Annotated in this window: 17 protein-coding genes; 8 read left to right on the top strand and 9 right to left on the bottom strand. The window is 70.7% G+C overall.

What is annotated here, in order from left to right:
- Positions 1-60: 60 nt before the first annotated feature.
- Together OIE40_RS05755 and galK are read left to right on the top strand one after the other, a co-directional pair.
- Positions 61-4008 carry a multifunctional oxoglutarate decarboxylase/oxoglutarate dehydrogenase thiamine pyrophosphate-binding subunit/dihydrolipoyllysine-residue succinyltransferase subunit gene (locus OIE40_RS05755; protein ID WP_264700929.1) on the top strand — a complete coding sequence of 1316 codons (3948 nt, stop codon included), beginning with the start codon at positions 61-63 and terminating at the stop codon, positions 4006-4008.
- Complete coding sequence (gene galK, locus OIE40_RS05750; RefSeq protein WP_264700928.1) at positions 3992-5215, top strand: galactokinase; 1224 nt, start codon at positions 3992-3994, stop codon at positions 5213-5215. The genes OIE40_RS05755 and galK overlap by 17 nt, the downstream gene beginning before the upstream one ends.
- Here galK and OIE40_RS05745 read toward each other — a convergent pair.
- Positions 5142-5567, bottom strand: coding sequence for a hypothetical protein (locus OIE40_RS05745; RefSeq protein ID WP_264700927.1), 426 nt, complete (start codon positions 5565-5567; stop codon positions 5142-5144). The genes galK and OIE40_RS05745 overlap by 74 nt on opposite strands.
- Before the next feature lie 205 nt (positions 5568-5772).
- Here OIE40_RS05745 and OIE40_RS05740 point away from each other — a divergent pair, with 205 nt between their 5' ends.
- The gene (locus OIE40_RS05740; protein WP_264700926.1) at positions 5773-6024 is read left to right on the top strand and encodes a WhiB family transcriptional regulator; all 252 of its coding nucleotides are present in this window, start codon (positions 5773-5775) and stop codon (positions 6022-6024) included.
- Between the two features lie 93 nt (positions 6025-6117).
- Here the strand turns inward: OIE40_RS05740 and OIE40_RS05735 are convergent, their stop codons facing one another.
- The gene (locus OIE40_RS05735; RefSeq protein ID WP_264700925.1) at positions 6118-7575 is read right to left on the bottom strand and encodes a sensor histidine kinase; all 1458 of its coding nucleotides are present in this window, start codon (positions 7573-7575) and stop codon (positions 6118-6120) included.
- Between the two features lie 73 nt (positions 7576-7648).
- Between OIE40_RS05735 and OIE40_RS17000 the strand changes: the two genes are divergently transcribed.
- On the top strand, positions 7649-7723 hold the full coding sequence (locus tag OIE40_RS17000; RefSeq protein ID WP_413774476.1) for a 50S ribosomal protein bL37: 75 nt from the start codon (positions 7649-7651) through the stop codon (positions 7721-7723).
- Between the two features lie 82 nt (positions 7724-7805).
- Here OIE40_RS17000 and rsrA read toward each other — a convergent pair whose 3' ends face one another.
- The 3 genes from rsrA to OIE40_RS05720 all read right to left on the bottom strand — a co-directional run bounded on the left by rsrA (position 7806) and on the right by OIE40_RS05720 (position 9665).
- On the bottom strand, positions 7806-8060 hold the full coding sequence (gene rsrA, locus OIE40_RS05730) for a mycothiol system anti-sigma-R factor (RefSeq protein ID WP_264700923.1): 255 nt from the start codon (positions 8058-8060) through the stop codon (positions 7806-7808).
- Positions 8057-8686 (bottom strand): sigma-70 family RNA polymerase sigma factor, encoded by a 630-nt coding sequence (locus OIE40_RS05725; RefSeq protein WP_264700921.1) that lies wholly within the window; start codon positions 8684-8686, stop codon positions 8057-8059. The genes rsrA and OIE40_RS05725 overlap by 4 nt, the downstream gene beginning before the upstream one ends.
- 253 nt (positions 8687-8939) lie before the next feature.
- Positions 8940-9665, bottom strand: a complete 726-nt coding sequence (locus OIE40_RS05720) for an SOS response-associated peptidase (protein WP_264700919.1) — start codon at positions 9663-9665, stop codon at positions 8940-8942.
- A 60-nt stretch (positions 9666-9725) separates the two neighbouring features.
- Here OIE40_RS05720 and OIE40_RS05715 point away from each other — a divergent pair, with 60 nt between their 5' ends.
- The 4 genes from OIE40_RS05715 to OIE40_RS05700 are packed head-to-tail and all read left to right on the top strand — an operon-like array spanning position 9726 to position 13446.
- Positions 9726-10337 (top strand): DoxX family protein, encoded by a 612-nt coding sequence (locus OIE40_RS05715; RefSeq protein WP_264700917.1) that lies wholly within the window; start codon positions 9726-9728, stop codon positions 10335-10337.
- The gene (gene aroA, locus OIE40_RS05710; protein ID WP_264700915.1) at positions 10334-11599 is read left to right on the top strand and encodes a 3-phosphoshikimate 1-carboxyvinyltransferase; all 1266 of its coding nucleotides are present in this window, start codon (positions 10334-10336) and stop codon (positions 11597-11599) included. The genes OIE40_RS05715 and aroA overlap by 4 nt, the downstream gene beginning before the upstream one ends.
- The gene (gene rsgA / locus OIE40_RS05705) at positions 11596-12597 is read left to right on the top strand and encodes a ribosome small subunit-dependent GTPase A (protein ID WP_264700913.1); all 1002 of its coding nucleotides are present in this window, start codon (positions 11596-11598) and stop codon (positions 12595-12597) included. The genes aroA and rsgA overlap by 4 nt, the downstream gene beginning before the upstream one ends.
- Positions 12598-12651: 54 nt before the next feature.
- Positions 12652-13446, top strand: coding sequence for an inositol monophosphatase family protein (locus tag OIE40_RS05700; protein WP_264700911.1), 795 nt, complete (start codon positions 12652-12654; stop codon positions 13444-13446).
- Between the two features lie 28 nt (positions 13447-13474).
- On the opposite strand, the gene OIE40_RS05695 is transcribed toward OIE40_RS05700, so the two are convergent.
- Genes OIE40_RS05695 through OIE40_RS05680 form a run of 4 tightly spaced genes read right to left on the bottom strand, consistent with a single transcriptional unit; the run spans position 13475 to position 16885 of the window.
- Complete coding sequence (locus tag OIE40_RS05695; protein WP_264700908.1) at positions 13475-14287, bottom strand: ABC transporter ATP-binding protein; 813 nt, start codon at positions 14285-14287, stop codon at positions 13475-13477.
- On the bottom strand, positions 14284-15120 hold the full coding sequence (locus tag OIE40_RS05690) for an ABC transporter ATP-binding protein (protein ID WP_264700906.1): 837 nt from the start codon (positions 15118-15120) through the stop codon (positions 14284-14286). Before OIE40_RS05690 ends, OIE40_RS05695 begins: the two co-directional genes overlap by 4 nt.
- Positions 15117-15929 carry an ABC transporter permease gene (locus tag OIE40_RS05685; protein ID WP_264700904.1) on the bottom strand — a complete coding sequence of 271 codons (813 nt, stop codon included), beginning with the start codon at positions 15927-15929 and terminating at the stop codon, positions 15117-15119. Before OIE40_RS05685 ends, OIE40_RS05690 begins: the two co-directional genes overlap by 4 nt.
- A complete protein-coding gene (locus OIE40_RS05680; RefSeq protein ID WP_264700903.1) occupies positions 15926-16885 on the bottom strand; it encodes an ABC transporter permease in 960 nt (319 codons plus the stop codon). The genes OIE40_RS05685 and OIE40_RS05680 overlap by 4 nt, the downstream gene beginning before the upstream one ends.
- Positions 16886-16890: the final 5 nt, after the last annotated feature.

Here is a 16890-nt window from a genome sequence, read left to right as displayed (position 1 = left end):
TTAGTAGCATCGAACACCAGCAGGCGTTGCCGCCTGCCACGAACACGGAAGAAGGCGATCGTGGTCCTCGCGCCCGAGAATCTGACGGCGGACAACCAATCTGATGAATTCGGTGCCAACGACTGGTTGATCGAAGAGATGTACCAGGCCTACCGCGACGATCCCGCGTCGGTGGACGGACGCTGGCAGGAGTTCTTCGCAGAACGCGAAGGCGGCGCCGAGGGTGCCGCTGCGCCCACGGCGTCCGGAGCGTCGCTGTCAGCTTCCGACGCCCCGGCGAAGACTGCGCCGGACACCGAGCCCGACGTCGCCAAGCCGGCTGCCAAGCCCGACGCCAAGGCAGGGCCGGTGAAGGCCGAACAGTCCAAGGCCGAACAGTCCAAGAACGGGGCCACTACGCCGAAGCGGGACAACGCGCGGGATTCCTACTCGGTGGTGGCCGACACCAAGCCGCGTTCGACGACGAGCCGTCCGGCCGCCCCGGCCGCCAAACCGGCCGGCGACGAGGCTGCCGGCAAGCCCGCCCGGGTCGAGTCGAGCGCGGGCGCCCGGCACGACCTGGCCCCGGAGTCCCCCGGTTCGGGCATGGGGCTGTCGGCCAACCGGCCGAGCCTCAGGGTGCGGCGCGAGGCGGCCAGCGAGCCCACGCGGACCCAGCTCAAGGGTGCGCCGATGCGCACCGCCCGCAACATGGACGCCTCGCTGGCGATGCCGACGGCCACCTCGGTGCGCAACGTGCCGATGAAACTGGCCATCGACCAGCGCCAGATGGTCAACTCGCACCTCGCCCGCACCACCGGCGGAAAGATCTCGTTCACGCACCTGATCGGCTTCGCCATGATCCAGGCGCTGAAGCAGGTGCCGGCGATGAACAACGCCTACGAGGAGGCCGACGGCAAGCCCTTCCTGGTCGAGCCCAACACGATCAACCTGGGCCTGGCCATCGACCTGCCGCGGCCCGACGGCGGCCGGCAGCTGCTCGTTCCCAACATCAAGGGCTGCGAGGATCTCAACTTCGGGCAGTTCTGGGCGGCCTACGAGGCCGTGGTGCGCAAGGCGCGGGCCGGCAAGCTCGAGGTGTCCGACTTCCAGGGCACCACCGCGACCCTCACCAACCCCGGCGGCATCGGCACCAGCCACTCGGTGCCGCGCCTGATGGCCGGACAGGGCCTGATCCTCGGCGTCGGCTCGATCGACTACCCGCCGGAGTTCCAGGGCGCCTCGATGCGGCGGATCAACGAGGCGGGGGTGTCGAAGGTGACCACTCTCACCTCGACCTACGATCACCGGATCATCCAGGGCGCCCAATCGGGCGAGTTCCTCAAGGTCATCCACGAGCTGCTGCTCGGCAAGCACGGGTTCTACGACGACATCTTCGCCTCGCTCCGCATCCCCTACGCCCCGATCCGCTGGGCGCAGGACGTCAGCGCCGAGCGTCCCGGCCAGATCCCGAAGTCGGCCCGGGTGTTCTCGCTGATCGCCGCCTACCGGCAGTGGGGCCACCTGATGGCCGACATCGACCCGCTGGAGTACCGGCAGCGTTCGCACCCCGAACTGACGCTGGAGTACCACGGGCTCACCCTGTGGGATCTGGACCGGGAGTTCCCCGTCGGCAACTTCGGCGGCCACGACGGCGAGGTGATGCCGCTGCGCGACATCCTCAGCACCCTGCGCGGGTCGTACTGCCGCAGCGTCGGCATTGAGTACATGCACATCCAGGACAACGAACAGCGCGCCTGGATCCAGAAGCGGGTCGAGGTGGCGCACGCCCCGTGGCCGCGCGAGGAGCACCTGCGCATCCTCGACCGGCTCAACGAGGCGGAGATCTTCGAGACCTTCCTGCAGACGAAGTTCGTCGGCCAGAAGCGGTTCAGCCTCGAGGGTGGCGAATCCACCATCGTGCTGCTGGACGAGCTGTGTGACGCCGCCGCCAACTCCGACCTCGACGAGGTCGTGATCGGCATGCCGCACCGCGGCCGGCTCAACGTGCTGGCCAACATCGTAGGCAAGAGCTACGGCCAGATCTTCAAGGAGTTCGAGGGCAACGTCGACCCGCGGCTGGCCCAGGGCACCGGCGACGTGAAGTACCACCTGGGCGCCGAGGGCCAGTTCACCGCCCTGTCCGGCAAGACGATCAAGACGTCGGTGGCCGCCAACCCGAGTCATCTCGAGGCGGTCGACCCGGTGGTCGAGGGCATCGCCCGTGCCAAGCTCGACCAGCTCGGCGCCCCGCAGGGCTACCCGGTGCTGCCCATCCTGCTGCACGGCGACGCCTCGTTCGCCGGCCAGGGCGTCGTCTACGAGACGCTGCAGATGAGCCAACTGCGGCCCTACCGCACCGGCGGCACCGTGCACGTGGTGGTCAACAACCAGGTCGGTTTCACCACCGCCCCGCTGGATTCGCGCACCTCGGTGTACTGCACCGACGTGGCCAAGACCATCCAGGCGCCGATCTTCCACGTCAACGGCGACGACCCCGAGGCGGTCGCCCGGGTCGCGCAGCTCGCCTTCGAGTACCGCCAGCGGTTCAACAAGGACGTCGTCCTGGACGTGATCTGCTACCGGCGGCGCGGCCACAACGAGGGCGACGACCCCAGCTTCACCCAGCCGCGCATGTACGACCTGATCGAGCAGAAGCGCAGCGTCCGCAAGCTGTACACCGAGGCCCTCATCGGCCGCGGCGACATCAGCACCGAGGACGCCGAGGCGGTGCTCACCCGGTTCCGTGACGGCTTGGAGAGGGTGTTCAAGAAGGCCCGTGAGGACGCCGAAGAGGACGAGAGCTACCGCAAGGTGCCCTACTACCCGCCCAAGCTCGGCAAGACGCAGGGCACCGCCATCACCGCCGAGGTGCTCGAGAAGGTGGCCCGCGCGCACGAGACCACCCCGGACGGCTTCACCGTGCACCCCAAGGTGCGTCCGCAGCTGCAGCGACGCGCCGACGGCATCCGCAACGGTCCGATCGACTGGGCGACCGGCGAGTTGCTCGCGTTCGGCTCGCTGCTGCTCGAGGGACGCCCCGTGCGACTGGTCGGCCAGGACACCCGACGCGGCACCTTCGTGCAGCGGTTCGCGACCGTGATCGACCGCAACACCGCCGAGGCCTATGTGCCGCTGAACCACCTCGGCCCCGACCAGGGCACCTTCTACGTCTACGACTCGTTGCTCAGCGAGTACGCGGCGATGGGCTTCGAGTACGGCTACTCGGTGGCCGCCCCGGACGCGCTGGTGTGCTGGGAGGCCCAGTTCGGTGACTTCGCCAACGGCGCGCAGGTCGTGACTGACGAGTTCATCGCCTCGGGCAACGCCAAGTGGACGCAGAAGTCGGGGGTGGTGCTGATGCTGCCGCACGGCTACGAGGGCCAGGGCCCCGACCACTCGTCGGCCCGGATCGAGCGCTGGCTGCAGTTGTGCCACGAGGGGGCGTTGGCGGTGTGCCAGCCGTCCACCCCGGCCAGCTACTTCCACCTGTTGCGCACCCACGCCTACGTCAACTGGCACCGGCCGGTGGTCATCGCCACGCCGAAGTCGATGCTGCGCAGCAAGCAGGCGGCGTCCCAGCCCAGCGACTTCACGCACGGTCGCTGGGAGCCGGCGACGGGTGATCCGACGATCACCGACCGGTCGAAGGTGACGAAGATCCTGATCTGCTCCGGCAAGATCCGCTGGGATCTGGTCACGGCGCGTGCCGAGGCGGGCCTGGAGGGGTCGGTGGCGATCCTGTCGCTGGAGCGGCTCTATCCCCTGCCCGCCAAGGAGCTGGCCGCGCAACTGGCCGAGTACCCGCGGGACGCCGACGTCCGCTTCGTCCAGGACGAGCCGGAGAACCAGGGTCCGTGGTGGTTCATGGAGGCCCACCTCCCGCAGGCGGTGGCGGCCTTCCTGCCCGGCTACCAGCTGCGGATGACTCCGGTGACCAGGCCCGCGGCGTCCGCGCCGTCGGTGGGTTCGCTGAAGATCCATCGCATGCAACAGGACGAACTGCTCGAGCGTGCGCTGGCCGACTGAGCCGGCGACCGCGGTGTGCCGCCGGCCCTCATCGACCCTCACCGACAAGGAGTTCCTGGTGAACCTGGACCTGGCCGTCCTCGACGCCTATCGAGGCCTGACCGGCACCGAGCCCGAAGGGATCTGGCGGGCACCCGGCCGGATCAACCTGATCGGCGAGCACACCGACTACAACGACGGGTTCGTACTGCCCTTCGCGCTGCCGCAGGCCGCCTATCTGGCCGCCGGACGCCGCGGCGACGGCCGCATCCGGATCGTGTCGGTCGATCTGGGCGAGACCGTCGAGTACGCGCTGGCCGAGCTGTCTCCCGGCAACGCCGGTTGGCACTCCTACCTGGCCGGGGTGTTCTGGGCAATGCGTGAGGCGGGGCACACGGTGGGCGGCGCCGACCTGGCGCTGGCCTCCGATGTCCCGATCGGGGCCGGGTTGTCGTCTTCGGCGGCGATCGAGTGCGTGTTGGTCTCGGCGCTGAACGACCTGTACGACCTGGGCATCGAACCGATGCAGCGCGCCAAACTCGCCCGGGTGACCGAGAACGCCTACGTCGGCGCCCCGACGGGTCTGATGGACCAAGCCGCCTCCACGCTGTGCGAGGAGGGACGCGCGCTGTTCCTCGACTGCCGCTCGCTGGAGGTGGAGCAGGTGCCGTTCGACCCCGCCGCCCACGGCTACGCCGTGCTGGTGGTCGACACCCTCACCAGGCACAGTCACGCCGACGGCGAGTACGCCACCCGCCGGGCGGACTGCGAACGGGCGGCCGAACTGCTCGGCGTCCCGGCCCTGCGGGACGTGTCCGTCGAAGGGCTCGACGAGCGACTGGAGGCCCTCGGCGATGAACGGCTGGTGCGGCGGGCGCGCCACGTGGTGACCGAGGACGCCCGGGTGCTCGAGGCCTGTACGGCGCTGCGCGAGGACGACTTCCGCGCCCTCGGCGAGCTGATGACGGCGTCCCACGCGTCGATGCGCGCCGACTACGAGATCACCGAGGCGTCGGTGGACCTTACGGTCGAGGTCGCCCTCGCCCAGGGTGCCGCTGGTGCCCGGATGACCGGTGGCGGCTTCGGCGGCTGCGTGCTCGTGCTGGCCGAGACCGGGCAGCTGGACGCGATCGGCACGGAGGTGACGGCGGCGTTCACCGATTCGGGTCGGAAGGCTCCGCCGCTGTTCGTCGCCCGGCCTGCCGCCGGTGCCGGTCGGCTGACCTGACCTGCTGCAGCGCCCGGGTGGTGCTGGGCAGCACCGCCCCCACCACCGCCGCCAGGCACAGCAGCACCAGCAGCCACATCCACGGCTGGTCGAGCAGGTACTCACCGAAGCCGAAGCCCGCCATCAGGGTGAGCGCGACCAACGGTCCCCTCGCCCACATCCGCAGCAGCCACACGCCCACCGCCGAGCCGATCAGCAGCAGCCCGTACAGGGCCAGCAGAAAGCCGATCTGCAGACTGAACAGGCCGTGCCCGCCCGCCGCGCTGATGCCCGCGAAGGTCAGGAACACCAGTCCGAGCGCACCGGTGGCGGCGACCGCCACCACGAGCCACGGGGGGCGGTTCTGTAGCATCCGACCACGGTAAACCACCGGTAGGCGAATGGGCGTTGTGGCCACGTCGTCGTGGGAATGAGTTCATCTGATGGCGAAAGCCTTGTTCTCAGCACCTAGGATGGGCAGGCTTGTGACGTAGACTCACGTGCCGGATGAAACTCGTGGCGCCCCCGCCCTGCATGGCACGACCCTAGATCTTCCCCAAGAAGGAGTTGGAAACCGCATGGATTGGCGCCATCGCGCTGCCTGCCTCACCGAGGACCCGGAGTTGTTCTTTCCGGTGGGCAACACCGGCCCGGCCCTGATGCAGATTCAGGAGGCCAAGAAGGTGTGCAAACGCTGCGACGTCCGGGAGGCCTGCCTGCAGTGGGCACTGGACGCCGGCCAGGATCACGGCGTCTGGGGCGGCCTGAGTGAGGACGAGCGCCGCGCGCTCAAGCGTCGCGCTGCCCGCTCCCGGGTTCGCGCCGGCTGAGCCGGTTCCCTCCGCACGGTCCGGCCCGAGCCGGCCTGAAATGGGGACGGTTCCTTTTCAGGCCACTCCCCGTCCGATCACCGGACGGTCCGCTCAGGCCAGCGGGATCAGTACCCGCGCCACCGTCCCGACCCCCGAGTCGGAGGTGGTCAGCGAGAACTCGCCGCCCAGGTCGTCGACCAGGGTGGTCACGATCGACAGCCCGAGGCTGTTGGACGTCCCCAGCGTGAACCCCGGCGGCAGCGGCGCGCCCGCGTTGGTCACCTCGGTGACCAGCCGGCCCTCCGACTGCTTCGGAATGACCCAGACCACGCCCCCCGCCAGGCCCAGGCCGTGCTCGATGGCGTTCTGGCACAGTTCGGTGAGCACCAGCGACAGGCTGGTCGCCACATCGGCGGGAACGAACCCGAAGGTCCCCTCACGACGCAGCTGGACCGGGCTTCCGGTGGCCGCGACGTCCACGACCATGCGCAGCAGCCGGTCGGCCACGTCGTCGAACTTCACCGACGCGTCGAACGCCTGGGACAGGATCTCGTGGACCACGGCGATTGCACCGACCCGTTTCATCGCGTCGGTCAGGGCACCCTTCGCCTCGGGGGACGAGATGCGCCGGGCCTGCAGCCGCAGCAGGGCGGCGACCGTCTGCAGGTTGTTCTTGACGCGGTGGTGGATCTCCCGGATCGTCGCGTCCTTGGTGACCAGTTGGCGTTCCCGGCTGCGCAACTCGGTGGTGTCGCGGCACAGCACCAGTTGCCCGCTCGGCCCGGACTCATCGTTGAGGTTGATGATCCGCAACCGCAGTTGCACCTCGGGCGTCTCGACCTCCACCTCGCGCGGACCGCGTCCGCGCAGCACGTTAGTGAGCGACATCTCCACCGGCGCCCGGTCGCGCAGCAGGTTCATGGTCACCGCGGCGAGGTCTTCGCCCTCGAGGTCGAAGACCAGACCGAGGCGCCGGTAGGCGCTCACCGCGTTGGGGCTGGCGTAGCTGACCAAGCCGGACGGCTTCACCCGGATCGCCCCGTCGCCCACCCGCGGCGACACCCAGGGCACGGACTTGTCGCCCCCGGTCGGGAACTCCGCCCGGTGCACCATGCCGGCCAGCACGTTCGCGGCCTCGAGGTAGGCGTCCTCGAGCGCGCCCGGCGCCCGCACCCCCATCTGGTTGGTGTGCGCCTCGACGATGCCGATCACCCGGCCCTGCAGCACGACCGGGATGGCGTGCACGTCCACCGGGATGCCCGAGTTCAACTGGTTGTTGCTGGTCTGGGTGATCTGCCGCGACAGGTATGCCTCGGTGACGAGGTGCTCGGGGTCGTAGGAGACGTCCTCGCCGACCACGTCGTCCTCGAGCGCGGTGGGCCCCGTGGTGGGACGCACCTGGGCGCACGCCCAGAACACGTTGTCGTCGACGTCGGGCACCCACAGGATGAGGTCGGAGAACGCCAGGTCCGCCAGCAGGTGCCACTCGGCCACCAGATGCTCCAGCCAGGCGACCTCGGCGGCGTGCAGCTCGGTGTGCGCGGCGACCACCTCGGCCATCGTCAGCATGGCAGCCACCCTATGGCAGAATGGACAACCGCGCCGACGCGCGCCAGCGAGCAGGACGACGACAGGAGACGACATGGGTAAGGGTGGACGCAAGCGCCGCTCCCGCAGGAGGAACAAGGCGAATCACGGCAAGCGCCCCAACGCCTGACCTGCGACGAAACGGCCCCGGCACCTTGCGGTGACCGGGGCCCTGTGCTGTCCGGACGCCCGAGGCGTCCGAGCCGAGTGGGTCAGTCGGCCTTGCGGACGATCACCGTGGTGGTCGTCACCTGGGTGATCCGGACGCGCAGCGTCTCCGGCGCGCGCGGCGCGCCGCAGCAGCGCTTGACCAGCGCCCGGATGTGCTCCTCCACCCCGAACTCCTCCAGGCATGGCTCGCAGGCGTCCAGGTGGGCGCGAATGGTGTCGGCGTCGGCATCGGCCAACTCGTGGTCGAGGAACTGGTAGAGCTTGGCCAGGGCGGTCCGGCAGTCGGGTCCGCTCACCGCTCGTCACCTCCCCGCCTGCCCAGGCCGTTCTCACGGGCGAAGTCGGCCAGCGCCGCCCGCAACTGGTTGCGGCCGCGGTTGAGCCTCGACATCACAGTGCCGATCGGCGTGCCCATGATCTCGGCGATCTCCTTGTAGGAGAAACCCTCCACGTCGGCGAGATAGACGGCCAGCCGGAAGTCCGGCGACAGGTTGTTCATCGCCTCGGTGACGGCCGAGTCGGGCATCCGGTCCAGGGCGTCCATCTCGGCGGTGCGCAGCCCGTCCGACGTGTGCGCCTCGGCACGCGCCAACTGCCAGTCCTCGAGCTGGTCGCCGCCCGACGTCTGCGGCTGCCGCTGCCTCTTGCGGTAGGTGTTGATGTAGCTGTTGGTCAGGATGCGATACAGCCACGCCTTGAGGTTGGTGCCGGGCGTGAACTGGTGGAACGAGGCGAAGGCCTTGACGTAGGTGTCCTGCACCAGGTCTTCGGCGTCGGCCGGGTTGCGGGTCATCCGCAGCGCGGCCCCGTAGAGCTGGTCCAGGTACTGCATCGCGTCGCGTTCGAAGCGCGCGCTGCGCTCGGCCTCGGTCTCGGTGGCGGGGTCGACCGCGGCTTCCTCGTCAGCTGCAGGGATGGTCATCGCATACGAGAGTAGCGGGTCGGCCAGCCGGGCAGCCGGACGAACCAGGACCTCGGTGGTGCCGACTGAGCTCATCACGCCTGGAGAACGCCACCGGCGGCGTCCGCTATTCCCGGGGGCCTCCGGCCTGAAATGGGGACGGTTCCTTTTCAGGCCAACTTCAGGGTCGGTGAAGCCCCTGGTGGAAGGGGTGGCGGTCGGCTCCGCAAGGCGGCGAAGGCGTGGCCTGAAAAGGAACCGTCCCCATTCGAGGTCAGTCCTCGGCGAGCGGCAGCACCAGCTCGGGCCCGTCGTTGCCGACGGTGCTGACCAGCCGCGAGACCGCGTAGGCCTCGAGCTGGGCGCCCGGGACGTCCAGCAGAGCGAGCGCCGCCTCGCCCTGGTCGAGCGAGGGGTCGAGCCAGGCGTCCCAACGGTCGGGGCGGACGGTCATCGGCATCCGGTCGTGGATATGGCCCACCGCGTCCGCCGCGGAGGTGGTGATGATCGTGCAACTGGACAGCCATTCCCCCTCGGGGCTCTTCCAGAACTCGTACAGTCCGGCCATCGCCAGCAGAGACGAGTCGGTCGGGTGGATGAAGAACGGCTGTTTGGGCGGACGCCGGCTCTTCGGCAGTGCCTCGTCGACGACCTGCTCGTACCACTCGTAGTAGCCGTCGGCCGGCAGCAGGCAGCGCCGGGCGGCGAGCGCCTTGCGAAAGGCCGGCTTGGTGGCCACGGTCTCGAAGCGGGCGTTGATCATCCGGGCCGCACCACGGGCGTCCTTCGACCACGACGGCACCAGTCCCCACCGCAGTTCGACCAGCTTGCGGGTGACCTGATCGGGGGCGTCCCGGGCCGTCCGTTCGACCACCGCGACGACCCCATCGGTGGGGGCGATGTTCCAGCGCGGTGGCGGCAGCGGGCCGGCGACCTCGTCGATGACGAAGATCTCCTCCAGCAGTTCAGCGTCCGCCGAGGCGGCGTAGCGTCCGCACATAGGGGTGAGAGTAGCCCCGGTCAGCTTGGACAATAGCCCCCCAGGCGCTAGACATAGAGCATGAGTCTGCTGCGTTTCGCCGCCCGCACCATGCTGGCAAGTTTCTTCGTCGTCAACGGCGTCAAGGCGCTGCGCGATCCCGAGCCCCTGGTGGGGGCCACCGAGCCGCTCGCCAAGACGTTCCTGCCGCTGGCCGAGAGCGCGCTGCCGCCCCAGGCGGCCGCCTACCTGCCCGAGGACGCCAAGGGCCTGGTCAAGCTGACCGGCCTCGCCCAGATCGTCGGGGGGGTGAGCCTGGCCACCGGCATCTTCCGCCGGTTCGGCGCGGCCGCCCTGGCGGTCAGCATGGTTCCGCAGCTGCTCGCCAGCAACCCGTTCGGCGGCGGCAACGATTCCGACGGCCCGGGCAAGGACGCCTTCCTGCGCGACCTCGCGCTGACCGGCGGTGTGCTGCTGGCCGCGCAGGACACCGAGGGACAGCCGAACCTCGCCTGGAAGGCCAGGTATAAGGCGGACGCGCTGGGCCGCGAGGCCGAGCACACCAAGGCCGCCCTCGGCCGTGAGGCACGGCGCACCCAGGCCACCATCGCCAAGGAGACCAAGCGGGCCGCCAAGGAGGCCAAGAAGGTCGCCAACCGTGCTGCCAAGTCCGTAGAAGGCGCGCTGAAGTGACCCTGCCGGCGGCCCCGGCACGCTCGGGACCGCTGCGCGCCACCCTGGTGGTGCCAGGCTCCAAGTCGGCCACCGCTCGCGGCTACCTGCTGGCCGCGCTCGCCGACGCGCCCAGCGTCCTCACCGGTGTGCTGGACGCCCGCGACACCCGACTGATGCGCGCCGCGCTGCAGACCCTCGGCGCGCAGTTCACCGACCTGGGTCCCGACACGGTCCGGGTCACTCCCCCGGTCACGTTCACCGCCGGCGACATCGAAGTCGGCCTGGCCGGCACCCTGATGCGGTTCCTGCCACCGCTGGCGGCGCTGGCGCAGGGGCCCTCACGCTTCGACGGGGACGCCGAGGCCCGGCTCCGTCCGGTCGCGCCGCTGCTGGACGGACTGCGGCAGGCCGGCGTCCGGATCGAGCACCCGGAGGCGCTGCCGTTCATCGTGCACGGCGCAGGCGCCGTGCGCGGGGGAACCGTGCGCATCGACGCGTCGGCGTCGAGCCAGTTCATCTCGGGGCTGCTGCTGTCCGGCGCGCGGTTCGCCGAGGGTCTCGACCTGGCACACACCGGCGCCACCCTGCCGTCGCGTCCGCACATCGCGCTCACCGTGGCGATGCTGCGCGAACGTGGCGTCACGATCGAGAACACCCCGGGACAGGACCGCTGGCACGTCGCCCCCGGGCCGATCGGCGCCCGCGACGTCACCATCGAGCCCGACCTGATCAACGCCGCGACCTTCCTGGCCGCGCCGCTGGTCGCCGGCGGCAGCGTCACCACCGCCTGGCCCGAACACACCGTGCAGGCCGCCGACACCGTGCTGTCGGTGCTGACCGCGTTGGGCGGCGAGGTGACCCGCTCACCCGGCGAGGTCACCGTCACCGGAACCGGCCGGGTCAGTGCCGCGGAGCTCGACCTGTCCGAGGCGAGCGAGCTGACCTGCATCGCCGCTGCCCTGCTGGCCCTGGCCGACGCACCGGGCAGCATCCGCGGGGTCGGGCACGTCCGTGGCCACGAGACCGATCGGCTCGCCGCCCTCGAGACCGAGCTCAACGCGTTGGGCGGACGCCTCGCCCAGACCGCCGACGGGTTGCGGATCGCGCCCGCCACCTTGGGCGCCGGCGTCTTCCACACCTGCGCCGATCACCGGATGGCACACGCCGGCGCCCTGCTGAGCCTCGCGGTCGACGGGCTCAGCCTCGACGACCTGAACTGCACCACCAAGACGCTGCCCGACTTCCCCGGCCTGTGGGCCACGCTGGTGGGCGTGGCGTGAGCACCCGGGGCCGCGGTGCGATCACCGAGGACGATCACGCCGGCTTCGGACGCCCACCGCGCCGCACCCGGCCGCGCACCAAGGACCGGCCCGACTACTCCGAGGCGCTGCAGGGGATGGTCACCACCATCGACCGGGGACGCTACCGCTGCCTGCTGGGGGACGTGACGCTCACCGCCACCAAGGCCCGCGCACTGGGCCGCAAAGGGGTGATCGTCGGCGACCGCGTCCGGCTGGTGGGGGACCTGTCCGGCGCGGAGGGCACCCTGGCCCGGATCGTCGACGTGCTCCCCCGCGAGACGGTGCTGCGCCGCACGGCCGACGACACCGACCCCTACGAGCGCCCCATCGTCGCCAACGCCGACCAGTTGGTGATCGTCACGGCGCTGGCCGACCCGCCGCCCCGGACGGGCATGATCGACCGCATCCTGGTGGCCGCCTACGACGCCGGTCTCGACCCGGTGCTCTGCCTGACCAAGGAGGATCTGGCCCCGGCCGACGAGCTGCTGGCGGCCTACGAACCGCTCGGCCTGCCGGTGATCGCCGTGCAGCCCGGCGCCGACCTGAGCGAGCTGCGCGACCTGCTGGCCGACCGCACCAGCGTGCTGGTCGGCCACTCCGGGGTCGGCAAGTCGACCCTGGTCAACGCCCTGATCCCGGGCGTCGAGCGCGCCACCGGTGAGGTCAACGAGGTCACCGGACGTGGCCGGCACACGTCCACCTCAGCCATCGCTCTCGAGCTGCCCGAGCACGCCGGCTGGGTGATCGACACCCCCGGCGTCCGCTCGTTCGGGCTGAGTCACGTCACCCGCGACTCGATCATCGCGGCGTTCCCCGATCTCGCCGAGCTGACCGTCGACTGCCCGCGCGGCTGCACCCACGGCGCCGGCGCCCCCGAGTGCGCCCTGGACGAGGCGGTCGCCGACGGACGCCTGGCGGCCGAGCGGCTCGAGTCGTTCCGCCGGATGGAGGGCGCCTGGCGGGAGCGTTCGTCCTGACCGCGGGAGCGGCGGCGCAGGCGGCGGCACCGGTGAACCGCTAGGTTGAACCATATGGCTGAGCAGAGCTTCCTGGACGACCTGAGACTTGCCCACGTGATGGCCGACAACGCCGACTCCATCACGATGAACAGGTTCAAGGCGCTCGACCTGAAGGTCGATTCGAAGCCCGACCTGACCCCGGTCAGCGATGCCGACGTGGCCGTCGAGGACGCCATCCGCCGCACGTTGAAGACCGCCCGGCCGCGCGACGCCGTGCACGGCGAGGAGCGCGAGGACACCGGGTGGGGTCCGCGTCGCTGGGTCATCGACCCGATCGACGGCACCAAGAACTTCGTCCGCGGCGTGCCGGTCTGGGCGACGCTGATCGGCCTGATGGTCGACGGCAAGGTCGTGGTGGGTGTGGTGTCGGCACCGGCCCTGGGACGCCGCTGGTGGGCCAGCGTGGGCGGCGGCGCCTTCAGCGGCAAGACCCTGCTGCAGGGGCACCCGATCGGGGTGTCGCAGGTGGCCGAACTGTCGGACGCCTCGCTCTCCTACAGCTCGCTGCACGGCTGGGTCGAGGGCAGCCGGGGCCAGCAGTTCGTCGACCTGATGCGGGGGTGCTGGCGCACCCGCGCCTACGGCGACTTCTGGAGCTACATGCTGGTGGCCGAGGGTGCGGTCGACCTCGCCGCCGAACCCGAGTTGGCCCTGCACGACATGGCCGCGCTCGACGTGATCGTCCGTGAGGCCGGTGGGCGGTTCACCAACCTCGACGGGGTCGACGGGGTCGACGGCCCCGGCGCCATCGCCAGCAACGGCCGGCTGCACGACGCCGTCGTCGCACAGCTGGCCGACGCGGACTGACGAGGTCCGGCGTCCGCCGGGGTGACGGCTAGACCCGAATGCGGGGAATGGCCGAGACGAGCGCCCTGGTGTACTCGGAGCGGGGCTCGCCGAAGACCTGCTCGGCCGGGCCCTGTTCATCGATCCGCCCAGCCCGCAGCACCACCACGGTGTCGCACAGGTGTCGCACCACCGCCAGGTCGTGGCTGACGAAGATCAGGGTGAGGTCGTTGGCGGCGACCAGTCCGGCAAGCAGGTTCAGCACCTGGGCCCGCACGCTGACGTCCAGTGCCGAGACCGGCTCGTCGGCGATCAGCACCCGCGGTCCGGGTGCCAGGGCCCGGGCGATCGCGATCCGTTGCCGCTGACCGCCGGAGAACTCGTGCGGGTACCGGCCGGCGGCGTCCGGGGGCAGGTCGACGGCGTCCAGCACCTCACGCAGCCGGACGCCGGCCTGCACCGGCCCGAGGGCGCCGCGCAGATGCCGCGACCGCAGCGGCTCGGTGACGATCGATCCAACCGTCATCCGCGGGTCGAGCGAGGAGCGGGGGTCCTGGAACACCAGCTGCACCGACGCGCGCAGGAAACCGAGCCTGGGTTCGGGCAGCCGGGTGATCTCCTGGCCCTCGAAGCTGATGCTGCCGGTGGTGGGCCGGTCCAGGGCGGCCATCAGCCGGATCAGCGTCGACTTGCCGGACCCCGACTCTCCGACTATGCCGAGCCGCTGGCCGGCCGAGACGTCGAGGTCCACGCCATCGAGCGCCTTCACCCGGCCGGCCCGGCCGAAGGTGCGGGTCAGGCCCCGCACCCGGTACAGCGGGGTGGACGCCGCCGCGTCCGGGGGCAGGGTCGGCGCGCTCATCGTGCCTCCGCTCGCGGGTAGAAGTCCTCCACGGTCGGCAGCCGCTCCCCCGGCCGCACCTGGTCGATCCGGGCCGTGGCCACCAGGCCGCGGGTGTAGGGGTGCTCCGGGGCGGTGAACAGCTTCGCCACCGGGCCGGCCTCGACGATGTCCCCGTCGAGCATCACCAGCACGTCGCTGCACACCTGCGAGACCACGGCGAGATCGTGGCTGATGAACAGGCACGCCGCCCCTTCGGCCGAGAGCACCTCGTCCAGCAGCGCCAGCACCCTGGCCTGCACGGTGACGTCGAGCGCGGTCGTGGGTTCGTCGCAGATCACCAGGTCGGGAGAGTTGATCAACGCCATCGCCAGCAGGCACCGCTGTCGCTGTCCGCCCGAGAGCTGGTGCGGGAAGCTGTCCGCGACCCGTTCGGCGTCCGTCAACCCGACCCGGCCCAGCATCTCCAGCACGTGCTGCCGGGCCCGTCCCGAACGTTCGGGGGCGTGCAGCCGCAGCACTTCGGCGACTTGGCGGCCCACCTGCATCGTCGGGTCCAGCGCCGTCATCGGCTCCTGGAACACCATCGACACCAGGTCGCCGCGCAACCGGGCGTGCTGCGACTCGGGCAGGCCGACGAGCTCGCGTCCGGCGAGCCGTACCGAGCCGGCCACCTGCGCCGTCTCGGGCAGCAGCCCCATCACCGACAGGGCCGTCACGGTCTTGCCCGAGCCGGATTCGCCGATGATGCCCAACCGCTGGCCGGCCTCCAGGCTGAACGACGCGTGGTCGACGGCGACGCGGCGCCGGCGTCCGAACGAGACGGTGAGGTCGCTCACCTCGAGCAGGCTCACGACACCTCCCGCAACCGGGGGTCGAGCAGGTCGCGCAGCCCGTCGCCGAGCAGGTTGAAGCCGAGCACCGCCGCAGCGATCGCCAGTCCCGGCCAGACCGCCTGCAGCGGGGCGTTGAACATCACCGTCTGCGCGTCGCGCAGCATCTTGCCCCAGGTGGGCACGATCGCCGCCGTCGACAGCCCCAGGAAGCTCAACGCCGCCTCGGCGAGGATCGCCAGCGCGAACGTGACCGACGCCTGGACGCCGATCAGCGGGGCGATGTTGGGCAGGACGTGCCGCAGCGAGATGCCCGGCCAGCGGATGCCCGAGGCCCGGGCGGCCAGCACGAAGTCGGTCCGCATCACCTGCAGGGTGCCGGCCCGGGTGATCCGGGCGAAACTCGGAATGGTTGCCAGCCCGATGGCGGTCATCGCCGTCACCGGCGAGGCGCCGAACCGGGCGGCCAGCAGGATCGCCAGCAGCAGGGCCGGGAACGCGTAGGCGATGTCGGTGATCCGCATGACCACCTCGTCGACCCACCCCCGCGCCTGGCCGGCCAGCATGCCCAGCGGGACGCCGATCACGGCTGCGATGCCGACCGAGACCACGCCGACCACGATCGTGGTCTGGGCGCCGACCAGGATGCGGCTGAAGTTGTCGATGCCCATCGCGTCGGTGCCGAGCCAGTGCGCCGCGCTGGGGCCCTGAAGACGCTGCCCGGCGACCACCAGGGTCGGGTCGTACGGCGTCCAGAACAGCGAGACCAGCGCCATCGCGACCACCAGCGTCACCAGCGCGGCGCCGACGTACAGGCCGAGCCGCCTCACCGCTCCGCCTCCGTCCGTAGCCGCGGGTCGATCCACGCGTACGACAGGTCGACCAGGAAGTTGATCAACAGCACCGAGGCGGCCAGGAACATCACCACGCCCTGGACGATCATCAGGTCGCGCTGGGACACGGCACTGAGCAGCTGGCTGCCCAGCCCGGGCAGCGCGAACACCTGTTCGATCACGATCGCGCCGACCAGCACCGAAGCCAGCTGCAGGCCCACCACCGTCACCAGCGAGAGGGCCGCGTTGCGCAGGCCGTGCCGCAGCAACGCCGGGAACGGACGCCAGCCCACCGCCCGCGCGGTGCGGTAGTAGTCCTCGCTGAGCACCTCGATGAACGCCGAGCGGACGTAGCGCACCAGCACCGCCGACTGCACGATGGCCAGCGACGTCACGGGCAGCACCAGGTGCGCCGCCCAGCTGACCGGGTCGGTGGTGAGCGGGATGTAGCCGTTGGCGGGCAACCAGCGCAGTCCCACCGCGAACACCAGCACCAGCACGATGGCCGCCCAGAACGCGGGAACGGCCATGCCCAGCTGGGCGACGGCCGTCGCGGCGAACCCCTGCCACGACCGCCGCTTCATCGCCGCCAGCATGCCGACCGGGAGGGCGACGGCCACCGACAGCAGCAGGGCGAAGAGGACCAGCCACAGCGTGACGGCGATCCGCGGGGCCATCAGCCCCGACACGCTCTGGCCGGTGAAGTAGGAGACCCCGAAGTCTCCGTGCAGCATGCCGCCCACCCACTCCAGGTAGCGCACCACCGGCGGCCGGTCCAGGCCGAGTTCGGCGGTGAGCGCCTCGATCTGGGCCTGGCTGGCACCCTCGCCGAGGATGATCTCGGCGACCTCGCCGGGCAGGGCCGAACACACGGCGAAGATCAGCATCGATGCACCGACCAGGCTGATCGCGAAGATCGCCAGCCGTCGTCCGAGGAAGGCCAGGACCGGCACGGGTG

It is taken from the genome of Micropruina sonneratiae (assembly GCF_025972045.1).
Classification (GTDB): Bacteria; Actinomycetota; Actinomycetes; order Propionibacteriales; family Propionibacteriaceae; genus Micropruina; species Micropruina sonneratiae.
This window is presented reverse-complemented; position numbering and strand designations above follow the sequence as displayed.